This window comes from Gordonia sp. (in: high G+C Gram-positive bacteria), assembly GCF_047602025.1.
Lineage (GTDB): Bacteria > Actinomycetota > Actinomycetes > Mycobacteriales > Mycobacteriaceae > Gordonia.
On the sequence record NZ_JASGII010000001.1, the window covers coordinates 677,724 to 702,857 of the forward strand.

Below are 25,134 nucleotides of genomic sequence, written 5' to 3' on the forward strand. Positions count from 1 at the left end.
CCCGGCGCTCACCCGAGGACGACCCGACGGTCTGTGCCGACGCGGTCGACAAAGGCGGCGTCGTGCGACACCAGCACGAGGGCGCCGGTCCACCCGGCGAGCGCGTCGGCCAGCACCTCGACGGTGTCGATGTCGAGGTTGTTGGTCGGCTCGTCGAGGATCAGCAGCTCCGGCGGCGGGTCGGCCGCGAGGCCGATGGCCAGTGCGGCGCGCAGCCGCTGCCCGCCGGAGAGCGAGCCCACCGGCCGGTCACCCGCGGCGCCGCGCAGGCCGAGGCGGGCGAGGGCGGCCCGCAGGTGCTCCGCCGAGGCGTCGGGGTGTGCCAGCTGCGCGGCCTGGGCGACCGTCCGGCGCTCGTCGGGAAACGTGACCGCCTGCGGCACGTGGCAGTAGGGCACGGCGATGGCGCCGGATGCGACGAGGTCGTCGATGAGCGTCGTCTTGCCGGAACCGTTCGGGCCGGCCAGTTCGACGCGCGCGGGGCCGTCTATCCGGAGCCGGTCGTCGACGATGACCCGGCGCCGCGGTGCGATGTCGACGTCGGGGAGGGTGATGACGGCGTGGCGGTCCTTGCGGACGGCGTCGGCGACGTCGGACAGCCGCTCCTTGGCCGCCTCGACGTCGTCGCGGTGGGTGCCGGCGAGCTTGCCGGCCGAGGCTTGCGCGGCGTTCTTGCGCATCCCCGCGACAATCTTCGGGACGCGCTTCTCGCGTTCGGCCTTGCGCGCCGTCCGGGCGCGGCGGGCCAGCTTGGTCTGCGTCTCGTCGCGCTCGCGCTGCTGCTTGGCGAGGTCGCCCGCGGCGTTGGCAACCGCGGCCCTGGCCGTCGCCTGCTCGGCGTCGACGGTGTCGCGGTAGAGCGAATAGGGTCCGCCGACCGTGCGCAGGTCGACCGGTGCACCGGGTCGGGGGCGGTGGAGTTCGAGGGTGGTGTCGACCTGTTCGAGCAGCTCGAGGTCGTGGCTGACGACGATGGCGCAGCGTCCCGGGGTACCCGCGAAGGCGGCGAGGGCGTCGAACAGCAGGCGCCGCGCGCGCCGGTCGAGGTTGTTGGTCGGCTCGTCGAGCAAGAGGATCGACGGTCGTCGCCACAGGCACCCGGCGAGGGCGACCAGGGTTCCCTCGCCGCCGGAGAGTGCGGCGATCCGGCGATCGGCGCCGATGCCCGCCAGCCCGATCGAATCGAGGTGTGCGCGCAGGCGCTCGGCGGCGTCCCAGTCGTCGCCGATGACGTCGAAGTCGGCCGGATCAACCGACCCGGCTTCGACGCGGGCGATCGCGGCGAGCACGTCGTCGACGCCCATCAGCGACGCGACGGTGGCCGTCGGGTCCGCCGCGGGGCGTTGGCCCAGGAGCTCGACCGCGCCGACCGTGGTGATCGATCCGCGTGCCGGCGACAGGTCCCCGGTGATCAGGCGCAACAGCGTGGTCTTCCCGACGCCGTTCTCGCCGACCAGCGACGCGAGGCCGACGGGCAGCGTCGCGGTGAGGCCGTCGAAGACGGGGGTGCCGTCCGGCCAGGCGAAGGCGAGGTCGGTCAGGGTGACGGCGGGGTGGGACGGGGAAGACATCGTGGCAATGACGTTAGGGGGCGTCGCGCCGCGGCTCCAACAGGTTTCCCAACTGAGTGAACAAATGTACACTCAAATCCATGACCACTGCTGAACGCCGCGCCGAGGTGCGCGCCCTCTCCGAACTCGGGCTGACCGAGTTGGGCAAGGCATCGGTCGGCATCCACGAGACGCACCGCGCGATCTCGGACCGGATCTTCGGTGCCGTCCGCTGGGGCCTCGGCCCGTCCGTCGCCCCGGTGAAAGCCGTCCACGACGCCATCACCGACGGCGTCTACGTGATCGTCGACGAGTCGCTGCGCACCGCCGGCCGGATCGGCGGCATGGCCGCGGACCTGCCGCTGCGCCAGGCTCCGTCGTCGACGAAGGCGGGCGCGACGATCATCGCCGCGGTCAACGGCCTGATCGGCGACGAGCTCGACGCCCGCCAGTCGCCGCTCGCCGACCCCGTGTCCATCCGCGTCGACGGGGAGGCGGTGCCGCTCACCACCGACGCGCTCGCCGCGGCCTACCCGACGGCCACCGGCCGCATCGTCATCGCGCTGCACGGCCTGGTCGAGACCGAGCACGCCTGGGCGATCGGCGAAGCGGAGCCCTATGCCGACCGGCTGGCCCGCGACGGCGTCACGACGGTCTTCGTGCGCTACAACACCGGGCGCCACATCTCGACCAACGGCCGCGACGTCGCCGAGCTGATCGACGAGCTGGTGCGCCGCTGGCCGGTGCCCGTCGAATCGGTCGGGCTCCTCGGCCACTCGATGGGCGGCCTGGTCGCGCGCAGCGCCGCGCACTACGGCCGCGAGGCCGGCCACGCGTGGGTGCCGCTGGTGGGCACCACCGTGTCGCTGGGCACGCCGCACCTGGGCGCGCCGCTGGAGAACCTGGCCCACCACGGCGCCGCCGGCCTGATGAAGCTGCCCGAGACGCGGGCTTTCGGACGGTTGCTGCGGCGCCGCAGCGGCGGCATCCGCGACCTGCGCGCCGGGTCCCTCGTCGACGAGGACTGGACCGGTCGCGACCCCGACGACCTCGCCCGGGCGATCGCCGCCGAGATCGAACTGCTGCCCGGCGCCGACCACTACTTCGTGTCGGCGACCGTCACCCGCAACCCGGACAACCCACTCGCCCGCGTCATCGGCGACGGCCTGGTCCTGCATCACAGCGCCGCGGGGAAGAACCGTGCTCGCCGAATCGGGTTCGACCCGCGCAACGGCGTGCACCTCGGGCGCTCGCACCACTTCACGCTGTTGAACGACGACCGGATCGGCGATCGATTGCTCGAGTGGTTCGCGGCTCAGCCGCCGAAGAGCAACCAGAGCCCGGTGAAGGTGTAACCCACCATCAGCAGCATCAGCGCGAGCTGACCGGTGAGGTGGTGGCGCCGCGGCAGGATGCGCAGCGCGGCGTCGTGCGCGGACACGACCGCCAGCAGGTGGCCGACGATGATCGAGCCCACCGCTAGCACCGACAACGCTGTCGGGTGGTCGGTGAACGGCCGCCACGTCCCCGGTTCGCCGAGGTGCAGGCCCGACAGCCACGCGTGCAGCACGCTTTGACCGTCTTCGACGAAGTAGCTCGCGTAGTGCGCGACGAGGTAGCCGACCGCGATCGGGATCAGGGTGTGCGCCATCCGGCCGGGGATGGCCCGGCGCTGCTCGGCGGTCACGCCGCCGGTGGCCATCGTCGCCAGGCAGAAGGTCACCCCGACGATCACGATGAACAGCAACAGGATCGGCGTGCGCTGCCCCATCCCCGACGTCGGGTGCGTGCCCGACCAGGCGTCGAACGCGGTGGAGCCGAGCAGCACCGCGATGACGGCGACGGCGCCCGCGCCGGTGCGGTAGGCGGGCAGGCCGCGCAGCGGGTTGCGCAGCACCAACTCGCGGGTCGCCCCGTCGCGCCCGAGCGGGCTCATCGTCGCGACGACCCCGCTGTAGACCTCGAACGGCTCGGCCCGGGAGAACCACCGGTCGCCGTACACCACGGCGCCGACGACGGTGATCGCGAAGTACGCCGCGCACCACCAGGCGACGGCCCCGAAGGTCTGGTTCTTCAGCGCCAGCTCCATCCACACGAAGGCGAACAGTCCCGCGGCGGCCGGCCATCGGCCGAGGCGCTTGGGGTAGGGGCGCAGCCCGTCGGCGGGGGAGCGGCCCAGCGCGCCGCACACCCACCGGTGCAGCGTGCGCACCGGGGAGACGACTTTGCCGATCGGGCCGAACAGCAGGGACGCGGGGACCAGCCCCACCCACAGCCAGATGAAGAAGGTGCCGACGAGCGGGTTGTGCAGGCCCGACTCGGTGCGGGCGCGGTAACCCAGGACCAGGGCGCCGACGGTGAGGACGAGGCCCAGTGCGCCGAGCGTCTCGCGCACCGCTCGGGAATCGGCGAAGCGGGTGAGTCCGGGCAGCACCGCCCAGTTCTTGGTCGCGGTCAACCGCGGCGTCTTCCAGGCGAAGGCGAGCACGAGGAACGAGATGGCCAGTGCCCAGGAGCCGCCGACGAGCGCGTAGGTGATGTCGACCGGGAAGTGGGCGGCCTCACCGGTGCCGTGCGCGAGTACCTCGGTCATCGCTGTGCGTCGCCGTCCTCGTCGAGTTCGCGCGCGTACGTGTCCATCATCTCGTCCTCGTCGAGGAAGGGCTGGTCGTCGTCATCGTCGCCGCGACGCCGGTCGCGCACGACCAGCGCCACGATGATGCCGACGACGATGAACGCCGGCAGGAACGCGGGTACCGCCGTGATCAGCGGGTGGTCCGCCAGGTAGACGGTCGTCATCGCGTCACGCGTCGACGGACTCGGGCGCGTCCGACTTGCGGTGCACCTTGCCGCGACCGCTGCCCTGGAACATCAGCGGGCGCTGACCCGGGCGGGGGAAGTACGCCGCGTTGATCCGGGCGGCGCCCCAGGCCAGCAGCCAGATGAGCAGGATCGTCATCGCGGCGACGACCCAGGTCGCGGCCGGGAAGTACCACGACGGGTGGTCGAACTTGCGCTCGCGCTGCAGCATGTCGAGCTCGCGGGTCAGCGGCCGGTTGATCTGCGGGGTGGCGCTGACCTCGGCGGCGCCGATGCCCGGGTCGGCGGCCATGTAGACCGGTGCCGCGGTCAGTGTGCGGCCGTCCTGGATGCGCAGGACGGTCTTCCACGAGCCGGACACCGGGACCGCGCGGGTGGAGCGGTAGGTGCCGGGGGCGACCTTCTCCAGGCGGTCGATGACCAGGCCGCGGAGCTTGCGGCCGCCGTTGCCCTGCCAGGCGAGGATGTTGACCCATTCCGGATCGTCGCTGACCAGGTCGCCGGGGGTGATGCGGACCTCGGCGGTCACCATGCGGGTGTCGGCCACGCGCGGCGCCTCGGTGAGGCGGATCGACGCGGTCGCGTTCTGCGGGACCGTGTAGTTCAGGCCCCACAGGGTGGCACCGGCGATCGTCAGGATCATGGCCACGACGATGGAGCGGCGCACGATCGGGGCGGGCAGCGGCTTGGGCTGCAGGGCGCGCATGAAGAGCCCGGCGGTCAGGCCGACGATGACGCCGACCGGGATGCACACCGCCAGCAGCTCGGGCCACAGGCCCTTGGGCCACGGCACCACGAAGTTCCAGCGGACCCAGAACGATTCCAGGAAGGCGCCGACGGTGGCACCGGCGAGGCCGGCGATCGCGCCGAAGGCCAGCGCGTTCTCCCGCAGTCGGGGGATCAGCGCCAGCAGCTCCACCACAACCGCGATCCCGAGGTAGAGGGGGAAGGTGTTGGTCGGCTCGCCGAGGATCGGGCCGACGAAGACGGCCACCGCGCCACGGATCAGGTAGGCGAAGGCGACCGCGATCAGCGTCGCGCCCGGGCCGGCCCACAGACGGGCGACCACCAGTGCGAAGACGCCGGCGGCGACCATCAGCATCGGCTGGAAGATCAACCGGAACTGTTCGATGCCGAAGTCGAACTCGACCTGGAACACGGACAGGCCGATGAGCAGGCCACCACAGGCGACGGCCTGGGTGAAGCGTGTCATCCGGTCGCCGGTGAGCCACTTGGGGATCTCGAAGCCGAGGAACGCGGGCGGGTCGCCCTGCGGGACCTGCTTCTTCTGTCGGCTCCGGGTCGCCGCGAGGTAACCCTCGTGCATGAGCAGGATGATGGCGATGAGGGAGAACCCGGCGCCGCCGATGAGCATCAGGTGCGTGGGGCCCCACAGGGTGACGTCCTGGCCGAACATGCGGTGCCAGATGTCGTCGAGGGGGAAGCCGATCAGCGCGTACAGGCCGCAGGCCGCCATCAGGATGCCGGCGGTCGGGGAGTACCAGGTGCGGGTGATCTTCACCGCCGCCATGCCCGGCTTGGCGATCGAGCCGTCGTCGTTGCGCGGCAGGATCATGGCCAGTGCGCCGGCGATGAAGAGGAAGAACAGGCCCACGAGGATGAAGTAGTGGGCGGGATTGGCCAGCGGACCGTCGTCGCGGCCGCGGCCCACGTGCAGGCTGACGTCCCAGATGAAGCCGAGGAAGGCGGTGAGGATGGTGCTGATGAACAGCAGCAGGGGGATCACCGACCAGGTGGGGCGCTCACCGATCCGGCCCAACCACGCGGCCCACTGCTCGAGCCAGTCCGACTTGTAGGAGCGGTGCCGGTAGGCGATCCAGAGCAGGAGGATGGAGACGACGCCGGCCGCGGCCGTCATCCCGAACACCTGGTCCAACGCGGCTCCGCCGCCCTGATCGGCGGCGAGCACGCCGGTCTGCGCGGCGAGCGCCGTGTATGCCTCGAATGTCTGCATTGGCTGAGTATGGCACAGAGCAGGGCCCATTTGTAACAACGGGCATTGTCACGATTTTGGCGGGGGTTGGCGGCGGTCGCGCGATCGGTAGGGTGTGGGCATGTCCGCCATCGCAACGTCGGTGTCCAACGGAGTCGGAGAGGTCGTCCTCGACCGCCCGAAGGCCCTCAACGCGCTCGATCAGGCGATGATCGACGACATGTACCCGGTGCTGGCGGACTGGGCCGACGACCCGGCGGTCGAGACCGTCCTGGTGACCTCCGGCACCGACCGCGCCTTCTGCGCCGGCGGCGACATCCGGGCCATCCGCGAGTCCGCACTGGCGGGGGACGCGGCGGCCATCACGCGGTACTTCAGCTCCGAGTACAAGCTGGACCAGCTGATCGCGAACTACCCCAAGCCGTACGTCGCGCTGATCGACGGCGCGGCCATGGGCGGGGGCCTGGGCATCAGCGTGCACGGCGAGGTGCGGGTGGTCACCGAGAAGGCGCTCATCGCGATGCCGGAGACGGCGATCGGTTTCTTCCCCGACATCGGCTCGACGTACTTCCTGCCGCGCCTGCCCGCCGGCGTCGGCCGCTGGCTCGGCCTCACCGGCGCGCGCATCCGCGGCACGCAGGCGCTCGAGATCGGGCTCGCCACGCACGCGGTCGCGTCGGCCTCGATCGGAGCGCTGGCCGACGCCATCCGCGGCGGCACGCCGCTCGGCGAAGCCTTGTCCGCCGCCGAGCCGGCGCCAGCGGGCGACAAGCTGCCGCTGCGGTCGATCGCCGACTACTTCGGTGGCACCGAGCCGGTGGCCGCGGTCGTAGGCGGGCTGCGCGGCGGCGACGATTGGGCCCGCGAGACGGCCGACCTGATGGACAACTGCTCGCCGACGAGCCTGCTGGTCACCGCGGAGCTGATCGCGCGAGGCGCGCAGAGCACGCTCGACGAGTGCTTCGACCGCGAGCTGCGCGCCGCCGAACAGATCACCGCCACCCCCGACTTCGCCGAAGGGGTCCGCGCGGTGCTCGTCGACAAGGACCGCGAGCCACACTTCGAGCCGGCGACGATCGCCGACGTCGATCCGGCCGTCGTGGCGCGGATCGTCGGCGCCTAGCGTCTTACGGCTTGACCTCGAACCACCCGGAGATGGTCGTCGCATTCGGGGCCGGCGCACCCGGCTGCTCGGGTGTGGCGGGGGTGGGTGCCGGTGCGCCCGGCGGGGTCGACGGATCGCCGGCATCCGGTTCGCGCTTGGCGTCGTTGGGGGCGAGTGGGTTCTCGGTCATCGGCACGGCGTTGTTGCACGAGAAGTGCCCGGCGCCGCGGCGCGCCGACATCGCCACCAGCTTGAGCGGGCAGCCCCGCGCCAGGTAGTACTTGCCGCCCAGGGACACGCCGATGTCGGCCGGGAACGAGTCGACCAGCGGTCCGACCTTCGGGATCTCCGGGCCCATCGGCGGCAGCACGCCGCCGGTCAGCGAGACGACCGGGAAGGACACCTCGCCGCCGTCGGAGCCCGATCCCTTGAAGGTGAACAGCAGGCCGTCCGGCGGCACCTCGGGCGAGGGCGGCCCCCACTTGCGCAGCGAGACGCACTCGTCGAGCGCCGGCTTGAGCGGCTCGGGCGAGTTGTCGACGGTGACGATCTCGGGGCGCCGCGGACCGGTGTAGACCGCGGGGGCCTGGTACTGCTGCGGCGGCGCCCATTGCTGCGGGGGCGGCGCCCACTGCTGAGGCGGCGGCGGTGCCCACTGCTGCGGGGGCGGTGCCCACTGCTCGGGCGGCGGCGCGGGGGCGACGGGCGGCGGGACGGGAGCCGGGACCGGCGGGGGAGGCGGCGGCGTCGGGGTCGGGCGCTGCTTGCGGTTCTTCGGGATGGCGACGTACATCGCGCCGCGGGTGAAGCGGAGGTCGATGCCGGCACGGAAGATGCGGCCGTCGGCGGGAATCTTCTCGCAGTCGGCCACGGCGATGCGCTCGGTCGCGGCGCGCGACGGCGACGCGCTCGGCATGGTGGTCGGCTCGCTCGACGCGCACGCGGTCGCGGTGAACAGGACGGCGGTCGCACCGGCGACGGCCAGCAGGGGGGTACGGGTGGCGCGCATCAGTCCGCCGCCGCCACGAGGGGTTCGAGAGTCAAGTCCGGGTGCTCCTTCTCGATGTACTGCAACCGCCACTTGTCGCTGAACAATGCCAGCAGGGCGCCGTCGGTGCGGGTGAAAACCTCGACGCCGCGCTGACGGTCGAGCTCGGGCGAGCTGTCGTCGTCGGTGCGCCGCGCCAGCGAATAGCCCAGGGGCTCGAGGTCGGTCTCCACGGTGAACTCGGCCAACATGCGCGCGGTGACGACCTCGAACTGCATCGGGCCGACCGCGGCCAGCACGGGCGAGGCGTCGCCGCGGGTGTCGTTGCGCAGGACCTGCACGACGCCCTCGGACTCCAGTTGGTCCATGGCCTTGCGGAATTGCTTGTATTTGCCGGCCGACCGCGCGCGCAGGGTCGCGAAGTGCTCGGGCGCGAAGGATCCGATCGGCGGGAACTCGACGCGCGGACCGTCGTAGAGGGTGTCGCCGGGGGCCAGCGCGGTCGCGTTGACCAGGCCGACGACGTCGCCGGGGTAGGCGGTGTCGACGGTGGAGCGGTCCCGGCCGAAGACGGCTTGCGCGTACTTCGTGGCGAACGGTCGGTCGGTCTGCGCGTGGGTGACGACCATGCCGCGCTCGAACTCGCCGGAGACGATGCGCATGTAGGCGAGGCGGTCCCGGTGGCTCGAGTCCATGCCGGCCTGCACCTTGAACACGACCGCCGCGAACGGATCGGTGACCTCGCGGACCTTGCCGTCGACGTCCTCGCGTCCCGCGGGCGGCGGGGCCAGCTCGACGAGTGCCTCGAGCAGCTGGCGCACACCGAAGTTGAGCATCGCCGAGGTGAAGATCATCGGCGAGGTCTCCCCGGCCAGGAACAGCTCCTGGTCGTGGTCTTGGCCCATCTCGGAGAGCAGTTCGCTCTCCTCGACCGCGGCGGTCCAGGCGTCGCCCTCGGCGGCGGCGGCCTGCTCGGCGTCGAGGAGCTCCTCCGGCGCAATCTTGGCGCCGCCGGCGGTGCGGGAGAACTTGACGTACTTCCCGCTGCGCCGGTCGAGGAGGCCGCGGAAATCCCCGGCGATGCCGACCGGGACGTACAGCGGCGTCGGAGTGAGGCCGATGCGCTCGGCGATCTCGTCGATCAGCTCGAGCGGCGTCTGGCCGGGGCGGTCCCACTTGTTGACGACGGTGATCACCGGGATGCCCCGGTGGCGGCAGACCTGGAACAACTTGAGCGTCTGCGGTTCGAGGCCCTTGGCGGCGTCGATGAGCATGACCGCGGCGTCGACGGCCGTCAGCACGCGGTAGGTGTCCTCGGAGAAGTCGGCGTGCCCCGGGGTGTCGACGAGGTTGATCACATTCGGTTCGAAGTCAGAACCGGGATCCTCGTTGGCCAGTCCGGTCGGCGTGTAGTTGAACTGCAGTGCGGTGGAGCTGACCGAGATACCGCGGGCCTTCTCCATCTCCATCCAGTCCGAGACGGTGGCCTTGCGCCCGGCTTTGCCGTGCACCGCGCCGGCCTCGCTGATCATCCGGGCGTGCAGCGCCAGCGCCTCGGTCATCGTCGACTTACCCGCGTCGGGGTGGGAGATGATCGCGAAGGTGCGCCGCCGACGGACCTCGCGCGCGACGGTGTCGGGGCTGGAACTCACTCCACGAGAATAGCCGTGGCCCCAAAAGCTCTGAAACTACCCGGCGGTGTGCAGGTGGCGCCGGTAGTAGAGCAGCACCAGGGACGCCAGCGGGGTGGTGACGACCAACCCGGCGAGGACGATCACAGTGCCCAAGACAAGGGCGACAAGCAGGACCGAGACGCCGGCGAGCGTTGCCAGCGGGTGGTGCAGTGACAGGCGCACCGAACCGACGAGCGCGGCCGAGCCGGACAATCCTTCGGCGGCGAGCAGAGTCGCCCAGACGAGCAGGAAAACAAGCGCCAGCGTCCACGCCAGTGCGGTGAGGTCGGAGCGGATGAAGGTGAGCGGTGCGGAGGCGACGGTGGTGACGACGGCGACGACAAGCTGGGCCGCCAGCGTCGGGAAGCGGAAGAAGTCGACGAACGCCGCCTTGTTCTTGTCGGCCAGCGTCAACAGGCCGTGCCAGCCGCCCGCCGCGCAGAGCGCGAGCGGGACGGCGAGGATGAAGGTCAGATAGACGGCGGCGCGGTCCAGGTCGTCGTCGTTCTCGAAATCCATACCGCCGTGCTCCATCACGGCGATGGCGGTCGCGGTGATGGCGACCAGGATCAGGCCCCACGCGGCGGTGGCGCCGAGGACCGGCAGCGGGTCGCGTCCGAAGGTGCGTCCCGACCAGGCGAGCGCGCCGGGCAGCAGCGGCCTGCGCCGCGTGGCAGCCACTACTCGAAGGGGACCGGCGGCATCTTGACGACCTGCGCCGCGTAGCTCAGACCGGCGCCGTAGCCGAGCAGCAGGGCGGTGTCGCCGGGCTTCGCCTTGCCCGTGGACAGCAGGTCCTCCATGGCCAGCGGGATCGAGGCGGCCGAGGTGTTGCCGGTGTGCTCGATGTCGTTGGCGACGACTGCCGTCTCGGGCAGCTTGAGGCTCTTGGCGAGGAGCTCGTTGATGCGCGAGTTCGCCTGGTGCGGCACGAAGATATCGAGATCGGAGACGTCGACCTTGGCGACGTCCAGCGCGCGCTGCGCGGCCTTGCCCATCTCGAAGGCGGCCCAGCGGAAGACGCTGGTGCCCTCCATGCGCAGGTACGGGCGCTTGGCGTGGTCGGTGGAATCGATGTACTCGATCCAGTTGATGTCCTGGCGGATGGCGTCGAACTGCGAGCCGTCGCTACCCCAGACCACCGGGCCGAGCTGCTGGTCCTCGGTCGGTCCGACGACGACCGCGCCGGCGCCGTCGCCGAAGATAAAGCAGATGCTGCGGTCGGTCATGTCCATCGTGATGGAGAGCTGCTCGGAGCCGACGACCAGCACATTGGTCGCACTGCCGCCGCGGACCATGTCCGACGCGATCGACATCGCGTAGCCGAAGCCGGCGCAGCCGACGGTGACGTCGAAGGCGGGGACGCCGTTGGCGCCGAGGGCCGTCGCGACCGCGGTGGCGGCGGCGGGGGTGAGCAACAGGTGCGTGTTGGTGGCGACGATGACGGCGTCGATGTCCGAGCCCTGCAGGAGCGCGTTGGCGATCGCCTTGCGGCCGGCGTCGATGGCCATGTCCATCGCGGTCTCGTCGTGCCGGGCGAAGCGGCGTGTCTTGATGCCGGTGCGGGTGTAGATCCACTCGTCGGAGGAGTCGATGTTCTCGCAGATCTCCTCGTTGGTGACGACCCGCTCGGGGCGGTAGGCCCCGATGCCGAGGATGCCGATGTTGCGCGTGCCGGTGGCTTCGGCGAGTTCGACCATGTGTGGTGCCTTCCGTGTTCCCCGTATATCCGGCTTTCACCGTCTCACAGGGCCGAGGTTACTCGGAAGTACGCCCCGCGGGAATGGGTGGCAACCTGCGACCAGGGCTTGCGGCGGATCACTACATAGTCATACTATCTAGTGGTAGTCATTAACACTAGGTAGTGGAGGTCCGGTGGGCAGGCAGATGACCGAGATGCTCAAGGGAACCCTGGAGGGCATCGTGCTGGCGATCATCGGTCGGCAGGCGGCCTACGGGTACGAGATCACCGCACGACTGCGCGACGAGGGGTTCACCGACATCGCCGAGGGGACCGTCTACGCCCTGCTCGTGCGGATCGAGCAGCGCGGACTCGTCGACGTCGCGAAGGTCCCCTCGGAGAAGGGACCGCCGCGGAAGGTCTACACGCTCAATTCCGCGGGCCGCACCCAGCTCGACGACTTCTGGACGACCTGGGAGTTCCTGACCCGACGACTCGATCGACTACGTGAAGGAGAGGACGGCAATGGCTGATCACTGGAAGAAGTGGCTCGAGGTGGTCACCGGACCACTCGAGCAGAAGAAGGTCTACCGACAGGCGAAGGCGCGCCTCGATGCGCTGCCCGAGCCCTACCGGTCGGCTGCGGCCGCGTTCAACCGGTACGTCACCTACTACGGCGGCATCACCGACGGCGACACGATCGTGCAGATGTGGGCCGACCTCGCCGACATGTGGGAGCGTGCGGCCGTCGACGGCACGCCGATCCGCGAAGTCGTCACCGACGACCCGGTCGGCTTCGCCGAGAGCTACGTCGACGCCTACGTGGGCAAGAGGTGGCTCGACAAGGAACGCGAGCGCTTGACCGCCGCGATCGACCGGGCCGCGGGAGGGGCGTCATGACGGCGCCCGCAATCAGCGTCCACGGGCTGACCAAGTCCTTCGGGCACCACGACGTCCTGCGCGGGGTCGACTTCGACGTCGCCGCGGGCACCATCTTCGCGCTGCTGGGGTCCAACGGGGCCGGCAAGACGACTCTCGTCAAGATTCTGTCGACGCTGATCGGCGGCGACGGCGGGGGCGCCACGGTCGCCGGTCACGACGTCGCCGAGCAGCCGCGCGCGGTCCGCGAGGCGATCAGCCTGACCGGCCAGTTCGCCGCCGTCGACGAGATCCTGACCGGACGGGAGAACCTCGTGCTGATCGCCCGCCTGCGGCGCCGGGCCGACCCCGGTGCGATCGCCGACGAGCTGCTGGCGCGGTTCGACCTGGTCGACGCCGGCGGGCGACCGGTGTCGGAGTACTCGGGCGGCATGCGACGCCGGCTCGACATCGCGATGAGCCTGATCGGCGACCCGCGGGTGATCTTCCTCGACGAGCCGACCACCGGGCTGGACCCTCAGGCGCGCCAAGCCGTGTGGGCCACCGTCGCCGACCTCGCCCGGCGGGGGACCACGGTGCTGCTCACCACGCAGTACCTCGAAGAGGCAGAGCAGCTGGCCGACCGCATCGCGATCCTGCACGACGGCCGGATCATCGCGAACGGGACGTTCGACGAGCTCAAGCGCGTGCTCCCGCCCGCGAAGGTGGAGTACGTGGAGAAACAACCGACCCTCGAAGAGATCTTCTTCGCCATCGTCGGATCGGAGGACCACCATGACTGACAACCACTTCGCCGGCGACACCGCCGTTCTCACCGGCCGGTCGCTGCGGCACATCCTGCGCAGCCCGGACACGATCATCACGACCGCGCTCATGCCGATCGCCATGCTCCTGCTGTTCGTCTACGTCTTCGGCGGCATGATCAAGACCGGTTCGGCTCGATACGTCGACTACCTGCTCCCGGGCATCTTGGTCATCACCATCGCCTCCGGGATCTCCTACACGGCCTTCCGACTGTTCCTCGACGTGAAGAGCGGCTTCGTCGAGCGCATCGAGTCGATGCCGGTCGCCCGCTCGTCGGTGCTGTGGGCACACGTGGTCACCTCGCTCGTGGCCAATGCGCTCGCCGTCGTGATCGTCATCGGGGTCGCCGTGCTCATCGGGTTCCGATCGGGCGCGGGTATCGGCGCGTGGGCGGCGATCGCCGGGATCCTGTTGCTGCTCACCCTCGCGCTGACGTGGGTGGCGGTGATCCCGGGCCTGCTCGCCAAGTCGCCCGACGGCGCCACGGCGTTCTCCTACCCGCTGATCTTCCTGCCGTTCATCAGCTCGGCCTTCGTGCCGACCGAGTCCATGCCCGGGCCGCTGCGGGCCTTCGCCGACCACCAGCCGGTGACCGCCATCGTCAACACGATCCGCGATCTGCTCGACCAGAAGGCCGTCGACGCGGGCATCTGGACCGCGCTGCTGTGGTGTGTGGCGATCCTGGCCGTCGCGGCCGCCGTCGCGATCACGTTGTTCCGGCGACGGGCGTGAGTCAGTCCAGGTCGTCGAAGCTGGTGATCTTCGGCGTCGGCGGGAGGGTGACGACGGCGCCGGCGTAGGACAGGCCGGCACCGAAGCCGAGGAGCAGCGCGGTCTGGCCGCCCTTCGCCTTGCCGGTCGCCAACATCTCCTCCATGGCCAGCGGGATCGACGCGGCCGAGGTGTTGCCGGTGTTCTCGATGTCGTTGGCCATCGGCAGATCGTCGGGGAAGCCGAGGTTCTTCTTCATCAGCTCGCTGATCCGGGCGTTGGCCTGGTGCGGGATGAAGACCTCGATGTCGTCGGTGGAGACGCCGGCGAGTTCCAGGGTCGACGCGAGGGCCTTGGGCAGGGTGATCGCCGCCCAGCGGAACACGCGCGAGCCCTCCATGGCCACGACCATCCGCCCGACCGGGTCGGACTCGGCGTCCTTGCCCTGGTACTCCTGCGCGCGGTCCATGTATTCGGGGATGTCGTAGTTCTGCGAGATGGCGTCGGCGTTCTCGCCGTCGCTGCCCCACACCGTCGGCGAGATGCCGTTCTGCTCGCTCGGCCCGACGACCACGGCGCCGGCGCCGTCGCCGAAGATGAAGGCGGTGTTGCGGTCGGTCGGATCCATCACGACCGACATCGTCTCGACGCCGACGACGAGCACGTACTCGGCGGTGCCGGCGCGCACCATGTCGGCGGCGGTGCCCAGGGCGTAGCCGAAGCCGCCGCAGCCGGCGGCGATGTCGTAGGCGGGGATGCCGTTGAGGCCGATGTCGTAGGTGACGATCGGGCCGCCGTGCGGGATCTTGGTCTTCCAGCTGCCGGTGGCCAGGATCAGGGCGCCGATCTTCTCCTTGTCGACGCCGGAGTTGGCGATGGCGCGCTCGGCGGCGGTGGCGGCCAGCGATCGCGCCGACTCGTCGCCGGAGATCCAGCGGCGGTTGCGGATGCCGCTGCGCTCATAGATCCACTCGTCGGAGGAGTCGAGTACCTCGCACACCTCGTCGTTGCTCACCAGGCGCTTGGGCCGGCAGGCGCCGATGCCCAGCATCGCCACATTGGTACGGGCCGGGTTGACTGCCAGGTTTGCCACGTTGCACTCCTCGTCGTTCTCCACTGGGGCCGGGGGCCGCAGCGCTAGTAGTTTACGGCCGGGCGGCCCGTCGACCGTCGACCGCGGGCCCAAGGGCCCGCTGTTCGTGGTGCCCGCGTGTCGCTCACCACGCGTGCACGGTGTTCTGGGCGGCTTCCAGGCCGTCGGTGATCAACAGCTCCAGGGCGTCGACGCCGTTCCCGATCAGCAGGTCGACGGTGTCGCGGTCGCGCGCACCGAACGGCTTCAACACGAAGTCGGCGGGATCCTGTCGACCCGGCGGTCGGCCGATGCCGAGACGGACCCGGTCGTAGTCGCGGGTGCCCAGCGCCGCCGTGAGCGACCGCAGGCCGTTGTGGCCGCCCTCGCCGCCGCCGTGCTTGAGCCGCACCTGGCCGAAGTCGATGTCGAGCTCGTCGTGCAGCGCGATCACATCGGCCGGGTCGACCGAGTAGAACTTGGCCAGCGGACCGAGGTGCCGCCCGCTCTCGTTCATGTAGGTGCGGGCCTTGGCGAGCAGCACCGGCTGCCCCGCCAACGTGACCGACGCCGTGTCGGCGCCGGAGCGCTTGTGGGTCGACCACCTCGCCCCCTGATCGGAGGCGAGGCGGTCGACGACCATGGCGCCGATGTTGTGGCGGGTCTTCTCGTAGCGGGGGCCGGGGTTGCCCAGCCCGACGACGAGTTTCACGCCGAGTGCCCTGCGGCTTACTCGCCCGAGTCGTCCGAGGACGCCTCGGCAGCGGCGTCGCCGCCCTCGCCCTCGGCAGCCTCGTCGCCCTCGGCCGCAGCCTCGTCGGGCTCCGGGGCGGCCTTGGCCTCGTGCACGCCGACGACCAGGGTCTCCGGCGGCGCGATGAGGGTAGTGCCCTCGGGCAGCTCGACGTCGGACGCGTGGATCATGGTGCCCGGGACGGCGCCCTCGACGGACACGACGATCTGCTCCGGGATCGACAGCGCGTCGGCCTCGACCAGCAGCGCGTTGGCGTCCTGGGTGACGACCGAACCGCTCTGCGCGTCGCCCTCGATGACGACGTGGACCTCGACGGTGACCTTCTCGCCGCGGCGGATGATCAGGAAGTCGGCGTGCTCGATGTAGCTCTTGATCGGGTGGACGTCGATCTGCTTGGTCAGCGCGAGCTGGCTGTTGCCCTCGATGTCGAGGTCGATGACGGCGTTGGTGCCGTTGTTGCGCAGGATCGCGGCGAACTCGCGGGCCGACACCGACAGGTGCTGCGGCTTCTCGCCGTGGCCGTAGATGACGGCGGGGACGTTGCCGGCGCGGCGGGCGCGGCGCGCGGCGCCCTTGCCCTTTTCCTCGCGGATGGTGGCGGTGAGCTTGGGCGCGGACGATGCGGCCATGGTGATTCTCCTCGGTTGAACTACAGGTTCTGGCGGCCACGACGGGGCACACCGAGGAGCATCCGCGCAGAGCGCGCGGGAGACTGTCTCAGTCGCGCCGATAACGGTGATCGCTCACCCTCGCCGTGACAACCGGGCCAGTTTAGCGGCCCGATTAGCGTCTTGGCGAATCTAACCTTGTCCGATTCAGTGCCCGAACCGGACACTTGGCCCAGTTCAGCCGCCGCGGCACCCGGCCCGGCCAGAAGCAGGGATTGGGCCCACGCATGCACATCTACCAGCGAGTCAGCGCGGCAGCGGCCGTCGCCGGCGCTCTCGTCGTCAGCATCGGCTGGGCGGCACCGGCGCAGGCCGCCCCGACAAAGATCGACGGGCTGTTCTCGATCACGCCCGGATCGTGCTCGGGGGGCCAGGTCACCGGGTCGTACTTTCGCATGATCCTGCCGGCCGGCAACACCAACGGCCCGTTCCTCGCGAATGGCGACTCGGCGTGCTCGGACAAGACCATCACGCCGCTGTCACCGGGATCCTCCGGCGGGTTGCGCAGCGGCGGCTACCAGCCGCAGCCGGCCAACGCCTTCGACGCGGCCGGCAATGCCGTGTCGGGCAGCGTCACCCAGCCGGTGAAGTTCTACGGGGTCGGCTTCGCCACCGCCACCAACCAGGTCGATCCGCAAACCGGCAAGCCGGCCGCTGTGCCGACCCTCTACGTCGACAACGGTGCGCTCAGCGGTGACCTCAGTGCTTTGGGTGTCACGTGGAACAAGCAGGTTTTCAACCAGGGGGCGCCGAAGCCGGGCGGTGGCATGCCGGGCAAGACGTCGGCCGCGCGTGGTCAGTACAACGCGCAGACCGGTGACTACACGTTGGAGTGGACCAGCCAGATCGTCGGCGGTCCGTTCAACAACTTCACCGGCCTGTGGCGGCTCACCGGGCGCGTCGCCGGCGGACCGGCCGCCGCCGGTGCCGCCGCACCCGGGGCACCGGGTGCCCGTCGGGGGGCTCCCGGCGCTGCTCCCGGCGCTGCTCCCGGGGCGCCCGGGGCTCCCGCCGCACCCGGCGTCGTCGTCCCGGGTGTGCCGGCCGCGCCGGTCACCGTGACCGCTTCGCCGCCGGTGGTGAACAACAGCATCACCGTTGCACCGGACAACCGAGGCTTCTGGCGCAGCACCGGCGGCATCGCGACGCTGCTCGGCCTCGTCGCGCTCGGCACCGGCCTGTTGACCAACGCCGACCGCCTCTTCCGCCGACACGGTGACGCCGGCGCCGAGGGACATGCCTATTCCGCTTACGGCGAGGGCTACCAGGAGCAGGGGTACGGCGAGCAGGCGTACGGCGAGTACCCGTACGAAGAGGCGACCGGGGAGTACACCGGCGACGCGGAAGCCGCCGAGTCGGACGGCGACCCCGGCGCGGGTCAGGATCACAACGTCCAGGTGCGCGCCGAGGACGTCGAGGAGACCGCCGGCGAGGCGGAGGCGGATCCCCGGACCGATGACTGACATCGTTCTCGACCGGTCGGCGCTCGATCTGCCCCGGGCGCCGGCGGTGGTCGGCGAGTCGGGCCCGCGTCGCCGTCGCGGGGGGCCCGCCGTGGCGCTCATCGTGCTCGGGGCGTTGTTGGTCGTCGCGCCGTTCGCCCTCGGGCTCTTCGCCAAGGTGGCGGCCGGGCAGCAACTGCTCGACCGCTTCACCCCGCTGCTGACCGAGGACAGCCTGGCGCGCTACGACGGCGACCTCCGTTTCTTGCGCGGCGCCGCCGATACCGTCGGCACGCTGGGAGCGACCTATCGCGTGCCGACCGGCCGCTACCCGGGGATTGCGGCCTATCGCGCCGACGCGGCCGACATCACCGACCGCGGCGGCCGGTTGATCGACGACGTGCGGGCCGGGGCCGGGGACTTCCACCGGCTGGCCGCGGTCGGCGGATTCGACCGGTTGCCGCTGCTGCTGGTGGCGGCCGGGCTCGCGATCGCGGGTGGCGGAGTGGCGCTGCTGCGCTCCGACGACCGGGGTCGTCGGCTCGGTGCGGTCGCCGCCGGGTTGGCCGGCGCCGGGCTGATCGCATTCGTCGCCACGAGCGGGGTGCTCGGCATCGTCGGGCCGGCCGATCAGTTGGTGTCCCGCTTCGGCCCGATCATGAACGAGCAGCAGGTGCGCCAACTGCAGTCGGACTTCGTGACGGTCGTCGGGGCGGTCGGCGACGTCGACACCGGATATCCGGGGGTCCCCGTCGCACCGGCCGACGCGGCCGCGCTGAACCGGCTCAAGGCGCAATGGCCACAGACTTCCCGTGATCTCGCCGACCTCGTGGGACAGATCAACGACAACATCGGCAACTATCGCTCCCTCGTCCAGCTCGGCCGCCTCTCTCCGATTCCCGGCGTCTCCGGCTGGCAGCTGGTCCCCGCTGTGGGATTGGTGGCGGGAGCCGCCGCCCTCGTCTTGGCGTTTCTCGCCGGGCGTCCTATCCGGAAGGAACACACCCCATGAAGCGACTACCCAAAGCCGTCTCGGTCCTCGCCGCGCTTGCCGTGGCCGCGGCACCGCTGACCGCCTGCGCCGGCAGCGGCGGCTCCGACGGGGAACTCGTCGGCCTGTTCCGGTTCACGCCGGGCGCCGAGAAGGACGGCAAGCTGACCGGTACCTGGTTCCGGATGCTGCAGCCGGGCGGCACCGTTGACAACGGGCCGTACATGGCCAACGCGAACTCGCCGGCCGACGGCGGCAAGGCCACACTCCTCGAGCCGGGGACCTCCGGCGGGTTGCGCTCGGGCGCCTACCAGAGTGAGCCGTCGCCGGCCTTCGGCGCGTATGGCGACTCCTTCGCCGACGCCATCATGAAGCCGACGAAGTTCTTCGGCGTCAAGTTCGGCGCGTCGACCAACCGCACCGATCCGCAGACCCGGACCGAACTGCCCCCGCCCAGGGTCACCCTGAAGAAGGGCAAGCTGACCGCCGACGTCTCGTCGTGGGCGGCATCGTGGAACGAGCAGGAGTTCAACCAGGGCGCCCCCAAGCCGGTGTCCAGCACGGGCGCCAAGGCGCCTGGCCAGGAGAAGGCCGGACGGGCCTGGGACTGGGTGGCCAACAAGTGGCTCGACGTCCCGCCCAAGGCGAATGTCACCGGCGACGGGGCCACCGGCACCTACGACGAGTCCACCAAGCGGTACACGCTCACGTGGACGAGTCATATCAAGGATGGCCCGTTCAACGGTTTCACCGGCGTGTGGCACCTCGAGGGTGTGTTCGAGCCGACGGCCGCCGAGCCGTCGGCGGCCCGCCAGAGCTCCGACGGGGGCGGGCGATGAGCGGCGCGCAGCCGCGTCGAGCAGTCCTGCTGACGCGGGCGGCGGCAGCGGCGCTGGCCCTCACCGCCGGGATCACCGCGCTCCAGCTGGCCGGTGACGGTTCCGGCGGCTACCGGGTGGTCGCCTCGTCAGTCGACAACAAGCCCGCCAAACCGCAGCAGTCCAAGCCGGGCGGACCGCTCAAGACGCCGCCTCTCGCCCTGCCGCAGGGGCAGGCCGGGTCGCTGCCGGCACCGGCTCTCGCCGCACCGGCACCGGGTGCGCCGGCGCCCGGCGGGGCTGCCGGACTCACCGCACCGGTTCCCGGTGGGACGGGTACGACTCCCGGTGGACCGAACGCGCTGGGCAGCCCGACGCTGACCAGCCCGGACGGGCAGGACTGGCGGCCGAGCACGAGTTGCCCGGACTGGCCGGCCCCGCTGCGCACTCAGCAGGGTGGACTGTCCTCGCTGATCAACCTCGCGCCGGCCGCCGGACCGTTCATGTCGGAGGCCTTCGCGCTGGGATCGGTGTACCAGCCGATGCTGAGCATCGCCGGTCCGCTGCTCGCCGAAATCGAGCCGGTCATCGCCGCCAACCTGCCGTGGATCAACCCGCTGATCGACCAGGCCCAGGCGGTCGGCGCGGTCGTCCTGGAAGCGATCCTGCCGTACTACGGCCCGTACCGGCAGCAGGTACTCACGTTGGAGGGCGGCATCGCGCGCGACCTGACGCCGATTCTGCAGCGGCTGGCGTCGACCCCGCAGGCGGTGTGCTTCGTGGCCTGGCAGGCGAAGGCGATTCGCGACGCGAAGGGCGGCAAACTGACCGTCGCGTCGTTGGCCCATCCCGGCGAACGCATCCGGCTCTCGCCCGACGGCAAGGGCGAGCGTGTCAAGTGATCCGGTGACCGGGCGCCCGGTCGTCGTGGCCGGGGCCGTGAAGGAGAAGGGCGGCCGGCGCGTCCTGAACGACGTCTCGTTCACCGCGCGGCCCGGTGAGGTGACCGCACTCCTGGGGCCCAACGGTGCGGGAAAGACCACGGTGTTGCGCGCGATCGTCGGGTTGGAGGGCCTGTCGGCGGGTACGGCGACCATCGGTGGCGGCCGCCTCGCCGACGAGCCCTTTCCGGCCCGTGCGGTTGGCGCCGTGTTGGATGTCGACGGCTATTCGCCGGCGCGGACGGTGCGGGCCCAGCTCGCGTTGTCGGCCACGGCGAGCGATCTGGATGCCGGGGCGGTCGAGCGGTCGTTGCGCCTGGTCGGACTCGCCGCCTATGGGGCCGCACGGATCGGGCAACTCTCCCTGGGCATGCGCCAGCGTCTGGCCTTGGCCGCGGCGTTGATCGGGGAGCCTGAGGTCCTGGTGCTCGACGAGCCCCACAACGGGCTCGACGCGGGTGCGATCCGGTGGCTGCGCGAAGTCCTCACCCGATACGCCCGGAGCGGACGCACCGTGTTGCTGTCGACGCACCTGCTCTCCGAGGTCGCCGAACTGGCCGACCGGATCGTCATCCTGGTCGACGGGGCGCTCGCCGTCGACGCACCCGCCGCCGAGTGGATCGGCACCGCGGGCACTGCATCATTGGAACAGCGGTACCTCGCCCGGGTGGGCGAGCTGTGAGCATCGTCGGGCGAGCCGGGCTGGTCGAGCTGCGCAAGGCGGTGAGCACGCCGGCCCTCGTCGTGGGCTCGCACTGGGCGTGCTGTCGGCGCCGCTGACGGTATTGATCGTGCTGAGCGGCAGCGGCCCGTCGGCGTCGATGACGACGGTGCGCCTGGCGGCGTCCACCGCGCTCATCCCCATTCTCATCTTCGGCCTGTGGGGCGCCTACGCCACGACGGTGGAGTACGAACGGGGCGCGATTGTCACGAGCCTGCTGATCGTGCCGCGTCGTTCCGCGTTCTACCTCGCCAAGATCGGGCTGGTCGCGGTGGTTGCGATGGTCGGCGTCGCGACCGCGCTCGTACTCGCCGTCGCAGTCGTGGCGCTGGCCACCCCGCCACCCGGGCGTGCGGTGGGGCCGCTGTGGGCGATCGGCGGCGCCGCGCTGATCGCGGGTGGCGTCGCCGCTGTCGGCGCCGCTGGGGGATTCGTGCTGAGGGGGTCCCTCACCACCGCAGCAGCGCTCCTGATCGCTCTGTTGGGCCCTGGGGCCCTCGGACCGGCACTCGGTGCGGGCCAGCGCTGGGTGAACGGCTCGGGGCCGGGTGGCCTTGTCGCCCGTGCGGTCGGCAGCGAGCAGGCCGCGGCGGCGGTCGGCTGGGCTGCCGGTGCCGTGGTGTTCGTCGTGGTGGTGACCGTGGTGACGGTGGCGGGGTGGCGCTCGTTCGCGGCGTCGGACCACTGACCGGGACGCCGGTTCCGCAGCGCGATCGCGGCACAGCCGGTTAGCTGGGGGCATGGCAACCGCCGATGATGCCGACATCGAGTTGACCCTGCAGTTCCTGCGGGACATGGCGAATCTTCGCGTTGACGACGCGCTCGCCGTCGTCGCCGACGACATCGTCCACAAGAACGGTGACCTGCCGACGGTGCGCGGCAAGGCGCGCTTCGCCCGGGTGATGCGGCGGATCAACAGCCCGCTGGTGCACTTCGACGCCGAGATCACCAACATCGCCGCCGCTGACGGCGTGGTCCTGAACGAGCGGATTGACCTGTTGCGCGTGGGCCCGCTGCGGCTGCGGTTCTGGGTGTGCGGCCGGTTCACCGTGCGCGACGGCCTGATCACCGAGTGGGTCGACTACTTCGACATGGTCGACGTCGCCAAGGCCGTGGTGCGCGGCGTCGTCGGATTGGTGATCCCGCGCGCGGTCAGGCCGATTCACTCGACGCTCACCGCTGACGCTGCGGCGTCGCTTCCCGCGGCGTCGACGGCGGCCGCCGGGACCGCCGACAGTGCGGCGATCGACCTGACCACGGACTTCCTGCGCGACCTCGCGCTGGGACGCGTCGATGATGCCGTCGCCCTCGTCGACGACGACCTGCTGTACCAAAACGTCGGCCTGCCCGACGTGCGCGGCAAGCAGCGATTCACCTCGGTGATGCGCGGGCTCGAGTCACCGAGAGTCGGGTTCGACGTCGAGATCGACGAGGCGGTCGCCGCCGACGGCGTCGTGCTGAACGAGCGGATCGACGAGCTGCGATTCGGGCCGCTGCGGCTGCGGTTCTGGGTCTTCGGCCGCTTCGAGGTCCGCGACGGGAGGATCGTGGTCTGGCGCGATCATTTCGACACGTTCAACATGGTCAAGGCGCTCGGCCGCGGCGTGGTCGGGATCGCGCTTCCGCGCGCATTGAAGCCGATTCGCTCGGTGACCGGTGCCTGATCGCAGTGTCTGACACTCTGGAAACCAGCACCGTCCGACGATGAGGAGAAGCCCCATGGCTGATACGTACACGATCTCCCGGTCCACCGTCATCGACGCCCCGGTGTCGGCGATTTATGCGCGCATCGTCGACCTGCACCGCTGGCGCGAATGGTCGCCGTGGGAGGGGCTCGACCCCGATCTGCAGCGCGAGTACTCCGGTCCCGAGCAGGGCGTCGGCGCGCGCTACGCGTGGGAGGGTAACCGCAAGGCCGGGCGCGGCAACATGGAGATCGTCGCGGCCAAGCCCGACGAGAGCGTCGACGTCGCGGTCGTCTTCGCCAAGCCGATGAAGTCGACCAGTACCAGTTCGTTCCGCCTCGAACCCGACGGCAAGAAGACGAAGGTGACCTGGGCGATGGTCGGCCCGCACTCGCTGTTCAGCCGGGTGGCCACGCCCATCGGCCTGTTCGACCGCATGCTGGGCAAGGACTTCGAGAAGGGCCTCGGGATGCTCAAGGCCGTCAGCGAGGCGACGGCCTAGGGCGCGACGATCCCGGCGGCTAGAGGATTTCGTCGACGCTGTCGATCGGGCGGGCCAGGCGCGCGCCCTTGTCGGTGACGACGAACGGCCGCTCGACGAGCACCGGGTGCGCCACCATGGCGTCGAGGATCTCGTCGTCGGAGGCCTCGGCGAGGTTCAGCTCCTTGTAGAGCGCCTCGCGCTTGCGGGCCGCCTGGGCCGGGGTGAGGCCGGCGTCGGCGAAGAGTGCGGCCAGCTGGTCGCGGGTCCAGCCCTCGTCGAGGTACTTCACCACCGTCGGCTCGAGGCCGGCGTCGCGCAGCTTGTCCAGCGTCTTGCGGGACGTGCTGCACTTCGGGTTGTGGTAGATCGTCGCATCCGACATGGACCGCTCCGGAACTCTTAGGCGCTGCCGTTGAACAGGCTGGTGACCGAACCGTTCTCGAAGACCTCGCGGATGGTCTGCGCCAGCAGCGGGGCGATGGAGAGGACGGTGAGGTTCGCGAACTGCTTCTCCGGCGGGATCGGCAGCGTGTCGGTCGCGATGACCTCCTTGGCGCCGCAGTTGGCGAGGCGCTCGGCGGCCGGGTCGGAGAAGACGCCGTGGGTGGTGGCGATGATGACATCGCCCGCGCCGGCGTCCTTGAGGACCTTGACCGCGCCGGCGATGGTGCCGCCGGTGTCGATCATGTCGTCGATGAGGACGCAGGTGCGGCCGTCGACCTCGCCGACCACGCGGTTCGACTTCACCTGGTTGGGCACCAGCGGGTCGCGGGTCTTGTGGATGAAGGCCAACGGGGCGCCGTTGAGGGCGTCGGCCCACTTCTCGGCGACGCGGACGCGGCCGGAGTCGGGGGAGACGACGCAGATGTTGTCGGTGCCGTACTGCTCGCGGACGTACTCGGCGAGCTGGCCCTGCGCGTGCATGTGGTCGACCGGGCCGTCGAAGAAGCCCTGGATCTGGTCGGTGTGCAGGTCGACGGTGATGATGCGGTCGGCGCCGGCGGTCTTCATCAGGTCGGCGATGAGGCGGGCCGAGATGGGCTCGCGGCCGCGGTGCTTCTTGTCCTGGCGGGCGTAGGGGTAGAACGGCAGGATCACGCTGATGCGCTTGGCCGAGCCGCGCTTGAGGGCGTCGATCATGATCAGCGCCTCCATGACCCACTCGTTCAGCGGGGCGGGGCAGCTCTGCAGGACGAAGGCGTCCGAGCCGCGGACCGACTCCTCGAAGCGGACGAAGATCTCGCCGTTGGCGAAGTTGCGCGCGGTCTGCGGGGTGACCTGGACGCCCAGCTCATTGGCCACGGCCTCGGCCAGCGCGGGGTGTGCGCGCCCGGAGAACAGCATCAGGTTCTTGCGGTTGTCGACGGTCCAGGTCATGACATTCTCAATCTGC

At 70.7% G+C, this 25,134-nt stretch carries 26 protein-coding genes and 1 pseudogene; 14 read left to right on the forward strand and 13 right to left on the reverse strand.

The features are described 5' to 3' along the window. Positions 1-8 precede the first annotated feature (8 nt). Positions 9-1,571, reverse strand: coding sequence for an ATP-binding cassette domain-containing protein (locus QM728_RS03395; RefSeq protein ID WP_415030642.1), 1,563 nt, complete (start codon positions 1,569-1,571; stop codon positions 9-11). A gap of 80 nt (positions 1,572-1,651) precedes the next feature. Between QM728_RS03395 and QM728_RS03400 the strand changes: the two genes are divergently transcribed. Next, complete coding sequence (locus QM728_RS03400) at positions 1,652-2,905, forward strand: esterase/lipase family protein (protein WP_415030643.1); 1,254 nt, start codon at positions 1,652-1,654, stop codon at positions 2,903-2,905. On the opposite strand, the gene QM728_RS03405 is transcribed toward QM728_RS03400, so the two are convergent. The 3 genes from QM728_RS03405 to QM728_RS03415 are packed head-to-tail and all read right to left on the reverse strand — an operon-like array spanning position 2,866 to position 6,345. Next, a complete protein-coding gene (locus QM728_RS03405) occupies positions 2,866-4,143 on the reverse strand; it encodes a hypothetical protein (protein WP_415030644.1) in 1,278 nt (425 codons plus the stop codon). The genes QM728_RS03400 and QM728_RS03405 overlap by 40 nt on opposite strands. Continuing rightward, on the reverse strand, positions 4,140-4,349 hold the full coding sequence (locus tag QM728_RS03410) for a hypothetical protein (protein WP_415030645.1): 210 nt from the start codon (positions 4,347-4,349) through the stop codon (positions 4,140-4,142). Before QM728_RS03410 ends, QM728_RS03405 begins: the two co-directional genes overlap by 4 nt. A gap of 4 nt (positions 4,350-4,353) precedes the next feature. Further along, positions 4,354-6,345, reverse strand: coding sequence for a hypothetical protein (locus QM728_RS03415; protein ID WP_415030646.1), 1,992 nt, complete (start codon positions 6,343-6,345; stop codon positions 4,354-4,356). A 100-nt stretch (positions 6,346-6,445) separates the two neighbouring features. Here QM728_RS03415 and QM728_RS03420 point away from each other — a divergent pair, with 100 nt between their 5' ends. After that, positions 6,446-7,447 (forward strand): enoyl-CoA hydratase/isomerase family protein, encoded by a 1,002-nt coding sequence (locus QM728_RS03420; RefSeq protein ID WP_415030647.1) that lies wholly within the window; start codon positions 6,446-6,448, stop codon positions 7,445-7,447. 4 nt (positions 7,448-7,451) lie between these two features. Here the strand turns inward: QM728_RS03420 and QM728_RS03425 are convergent, their stop codons facing one another. The 4 genes from QM728_RS03425 to QM728_RS03440 are packed head-to-tail and all read right to left on the reverse strand — an operon-like array spanning position 7,452 to position 11,790. Further along, positions 7,452-8,438: a hypothetical protein gene (locus tag QM728_RS03425; protein ID WP_415030648.1), complete on the reverse strand. Its 987-nt coding sequence runs from the start codon at positions 8,436-8,438 to the stop codon at positions 7,452-7,454. Continuing rightward, complete coding sequence (locus QM728_RS03430) at positions 8,438-10,069, reverse strand: peptide chain release factor 3 (protein WP_415030649.1); 1,632 nt, start codon at positions 10,067-10,069, stop codon at positions 8,438-8,440. The genes QM728_RS03425 and QM728_RS03430 overlap by 1 nt, the downstream gene beginning before the upstream one ends. A gap of 36 nt (positions 10,070-10,105) precedes the next feature. After that, positions 10,106-10,771 (reverse strand): hypothetical protein, encoded by a 666-nt coding sequence (locus QM728_RS03435; protein WP_415030650.1) that lies wholly within the window; start codon positions 10,769-10,771, stop codon positions 10,106-10,108. Beyond that, complete coding sequence (locus QM728_RS03440; RefSeq protein WP_415030651.1) at positions 10,771-11,790, reverse strand: beta-ketoacyl-ACP synthase III; 1,020 nt, start codon at positions 11,788-11,790, stop codon at positions 10,771-10,773. Before QM728_RS03440 ends, QM728_RS03435 begins: the two co-directional genes overlap by 1 nt. 175 nt (positions 11,791-11,965) lie before the next feature. On the opposite strand from QM728_RS03440, the gene QM728_RS03445 reads away from it, so the two are divergent. Genes QM728_RS03445 through QM728_RS03460 form a run of 4 tightly spaced genes read left to right on the forward strand, consistent with a single transcriptional unit; the run spans position 11,966 to position 14,186 of the window. After that, entirely contained in the window at positions 11,966-12,304 is a 339-nt protein-coding gene (locus QM728_RS03445) for a PadR family transcriptional regulator (protein ID WP_415030652.1), read from the forward strand. Continuing rightward, on the forward strand, positions 12,297-12,671 hold the full coding sequence (locus QM728_RS03450) for a DUF1048 domain-containing protein (protein ID WP_415030653.1): 375 nt from the start codon (positions 12,297-12,299) through the stop codon (positions 12,669-12,671). Before QM728_RS03445 ends, QM728_RS03450 begins: the two co-directional genes overlap by 8 nt. Continuing rightward, entirely contained in the window at positions 12,668-13,432 is a 765-nt protein-coding gene (locus QM728_RS03455; RefSeq protein ID WP_415030654.1) for an ABC transporter ATP-binding protein, read from the forward strand. The genes QM728_RS03450 and QM728_RS03455 overlap by 4 nt, the downstream gene beginning before the upstream one ends. Further along, positions 13,425-14,186: an ABC transporter permease gene (locus QM728_RS03460; RefSeq protein ID WP_415030655.1), complete on the forward strand. Its 762-nt coding sequence runs from the start codon at positions 13,425-13,427 to the stop codon at positions 14,184-14,186. The genes QM728_RS03455 and QM728_RS03460 overlap by 8 nt, the downstream gene beginning before the upstream one ends. Before the next feature lies 1 nt (position 14,187). Here the strand turns inward: QM728_RS03460 and QM728_RS03465 are convergent, their stop codons facing one another. From QM728_RS03465 to QM728_RS03475, 3 genes are all read right to left on the reverse strand, one after another. Continuing rightward, positions 14,188-15,216 (reverse strand): beta-ketoacyl-ACP synthase 3, encoded by a 1,029-nt coding sequence (locus QM728_RS03465; RefSeq protein WP_415032825.1) that lies wholly within the window; start codon positions 15,214-15,216, stop codon positions 14,188-14,190. Positions 15,217-15,382: 166 nt separating this feature from the next. After that, complete coding sequence (gene pth / locus QM728_RS03470; RefSeq protein ID WP_415030656.1) at positions 15,383-15,949, reverse strand: aminoacyl-tRNA hydrolase; 567 nt, start codon at positions 15,947-15,949, stop codon at positions 15,383-15,385. A gap of 17 nt (positions 15,950-15,966) precedes the next feature. After that, positions 15,967-16,620: a 50S ribosomal protein L25/general stress protein Ctc gene (locus QM728_RS03475; protein ID WP_415030657.1), complete on the reverse strand. Its 654-nt coding sequence runs from the start codon at positions 16,618-16,620 to the stop codon at positions 15,967-15,969. Between the two features lie 266 nt (positions 16,621-16,886). Between QM728_RS03475 and QM728_RS03480 the strand changes: the two are divergent. The 8 genes and pseudogenes from QM728_RS03480 to QM728_RS03515 form a co-directional block, all read left to right on the forward strand. Beyond that, positions 16,887-17,870 (forward strand): annotated as a pseudogene (locus QM728_RS03480) (hypothetical protein); the annotation flags it as partial. 244 nt (positions 17,871-18,114) lie between these two features. After that, positions 18,115-19,113, forward strand: coding sequence for a hypothetical protein (locus QM728_RS03485; RefSeq protein WP_415030658.1), 999 nt, complete (start codon positions 18,115-18,117; stop codon positions 19,111-19,113). Next, the gene (locus QM728_RS03490; RefSeq protein WP_415030659.1) at positions 19,110-19,931 is read left to right on the forward strand and encodes a hypothetical protein; all 822 of its coding nucleotides are present in this window, start codon (positions 19,110-19,112) and stop codon (positions 19,929-19,931) included. Before QM728_RS03485 ends, QM728_RS03490 begins: the two co-directional genes overlap by 4 nt. Next, positions 19,928-20,812, forward strand: a complete 885-nt coding sequence (locus QM728_RS03495) for a hypothetical protein (RefSeq protein ID WP_415030660.1) — start codon at positions 19,928-19,930, stop codon at positions 20,810-20,812. Before QM728_RS03490 ends, QM728_RS03495 begins: the two co-directional genes overlap by 4 nt. 4 nt (positions 20,813-20,816) lie before the next feature. After that, a complete protein-coding gene (locus QM728_RS03500) occupies positions 20,817-21,533 on the forward strand; it encodes an ABC transporter ATP-binding protein (protein WP_415030661.1) in 717 nt (238 codons plus the stop codon). A gap of 109 nt (positions 21,534-21,642) precedes the next feature. Continuing rightward, positions 21,643-22,260 (forward strand): hypothetical protein, encoded by a 618-nt coding sequence (locus QM728_RS03505; protein WP_415030662.1) that lies wholly within the window; start codon positions 21,643-21,645, stop codon positions 22,258-22,260. A gap of 52 nt (positions 22,261-22,312) precedes the next feature. Beyond that, the gene (locus QM728_RS03510; RefSeq protein ID WP_415030663.1) at positions 22,313-23,236 is read left to right on the forward strand and encodes a limonene-1,2-epoxide hydrolase family protein; all 924 of its coding nucleotides are present in this window, start codon (positions 22,313-22,315) and stop codon (positions 23,234-23,236) included. 55 nt (positions 23,237-23,291) lie between these two features. After that, positions 23,292-23,759, forward strand: coding sequence for an SRPBCC family protein (locus tag QM728_RS03515; protein WP_415030664.1), 468 nt, complete (start codon positions 23,292-23,294; stop codon positions 23,757-23,759). A gap of 19 nt (positions 23,760-23,778) precedes the next feature. Here QM728_RS03515 and arsC read toward each other — a convergent pair whose 3' ends face one another. Both arsC and QM728_RS03525 read right to left on the reverse strand, forming a co-directional pair. Further along, the gene (gene arsC / locus QM728_RS03520; RefSeq protein WP_415030665.1) at positions 23,779-24,123 is read right to left on the reverse strand and encodes an arsenate reductase (glutaredoxin); all 345 of its coding nucleotides are present in this window, start codon (positions 24,121-24,123) and stop codon (positions 23,779-23,781) included. A gap of 17 nt (positions 24,124-24,140) precedes the next feature. Then, positions 24,141-25,118: a ribose-phosphate diphosphokinase gene (locus QM728_RS03525; RefSeq protein ID WP_415030666.1), complete on the reverse strand. Its 978-nt coding sequence runs from the start codon at positions 25,116-25,118 to the stop codon at positions 24,141-24,143. Between the last annotated feature and the right edge of the window lie 16 nt (positions 25,119-25,134).

What these genes read in the sequence shown, in the direction of transcription:
- QM728_RS03405 (WP_415030644.1), bottom strand. Translation starts at nt 4,143, where the DNA reads ATGACCGAGGTACTCGCGCACGGCACCGGTGAGGCCGCCCACTTCCCG.
- QM728_RS03495 (WP_415030660.1), top strand. Translation starts at nt 19,928, where the DNA reads ATGAGCGGCGCGCAGCCGCGTCGAGCAGTCCTGCTGACGCGGGCGGCG.
- QM728_RS03400 (WP_415030643.1), top strand. Translation starts at nt 1,652, where the DNA reads ATGACCACTGCTGAACGCCGCGCCGAGGTGCGCGCCCTCTCCGAACTC.
- QM728_RS03410 (WP_415030645.1), bottom strand. Translation starts at nt 4,349, where the DNA reads ATGACGACCGTCTACCTGGCGGACCACCCGCTGATCACGGCGGTACCC.
- QM728_RS03510 (WP_415030663.1), top strand. Translation starts at nt 22,313, where the DNA reads ATGGCAACCGCCGATGATGCCGACATCGAGTTGACCCTGCAGTTCCTG.
- QM728_RS03425 (WP_415030648.1), bottom strand. Translation starts at nt 8,438, where the DNA reads ATGCGCGCCACCCGTACCCCCCTGCTGGCCGTCGCCGGTGCGACCGCC.
- QM728_RS03515 (WP_415030664.1), top strand. Translation starts at nt 23,292, where the DNA reads ATGGCTGATACGTACACGATCTCCCGGTCCACCGTCATCGACGCCCCG.
- QM728_RS03455 (WP_415030654.1), top strand. Translation starts at nt 12,668, where the DNA reads ATGACGGCGCCCGCAATCAGCGTCCACGGGCTGACCAAGTCCTTCGGG.
- QM728_RS03465 (WP_415032825.1), bottom strand. Translation starts at nt 15,216, where the DNA reads ATGCTGGGCATCGGCGCCTGCCGGCCCAAGCGCCTGGTGAGCAACGAC.
- QM728_RS03415 (WP_415030646.1), bottom strand. Translation starts at nt 6,345, where the DNA reads ATGCAGACATTCGAGGCATACACGGCGCTCGCCGCGCAGACCGGCGTG.
- QM728_RS03440 (WP_415030651.1), bottom strand. Translation starts at nt 11,790, where the DNA reads ATGGTCGAACTCGCCGAAGCCACCGGCACGCGCAACATCGGCATCCTC.
- QM728_RS03525 (WP_415030666.1), bottom strand. Translation starts at nt 25,118, where the DNA reads ATGACCTGGACCGTCGACAACCGCAAGAACCTGATGCTGTTCTCCGGG.
- QM728_RS03420 (WP_415030647.1), top strand. Translation starts at nt 6,446, where the DNA reads ATGTCCGCCATCGCAACGTCGGTGTCCAACGGAGTCGGAGAGGTCGTC.
- QM728_RS03460 (WP_415030655.1), top strand. Translation starts at nt 13,425, where the DNA reads ATGACTGACAACCACTTCGCCGGCGACACCGCCGTTCTCACCGGCCGG.
- QM728_RS03490 (WP_415030659.1), top strand. Translation starts at nt 19,110, where the DNA reads ATGAAGCGACTACCCAAAGCCGTCTCGGTCCTCGCCGCGCTTGCCGTG.
- QM728_RS03395 (WP_415030642.1), bottom strand. Translation starts at nt 1,571, where the DNA reads ATGTCTTCCCCGTCCCACCCCGCCGTCACCCTGACCGACCTCGCCTTC.
- QM728_RS03450 (WP_415030653.1), top strand. Translation starts at nt 12,297, where the DNA reads ATGGCTGATCACTGGAAGAAGTGGCTCGAGGTGGTCACCGGACCACTC.
- QM728_RS03475 (WP_415030657.1), bottom strand. Translation starts at nt 16,620, where the DNA reads ATGGCCGCATCGTCCGCGCCCAAGCTCACCGCCACCATCCGCGAGGAA.
- arsC (WP_415030665.1), bottom strand. Translation starts at nt 24,123, where the DNA reads ATGTCGGATGCGACGATCTACCACAACCCGAAGTGCAGCACGTCCCGC.
- QM728_RS03485 (WP_415030658.1), top strand. Translation starts at nt 18,115, where the DNA reads ATGACTGACATCGTTCTCGACCGGTCGGCGCTCGATCTGCCCCGGGCG.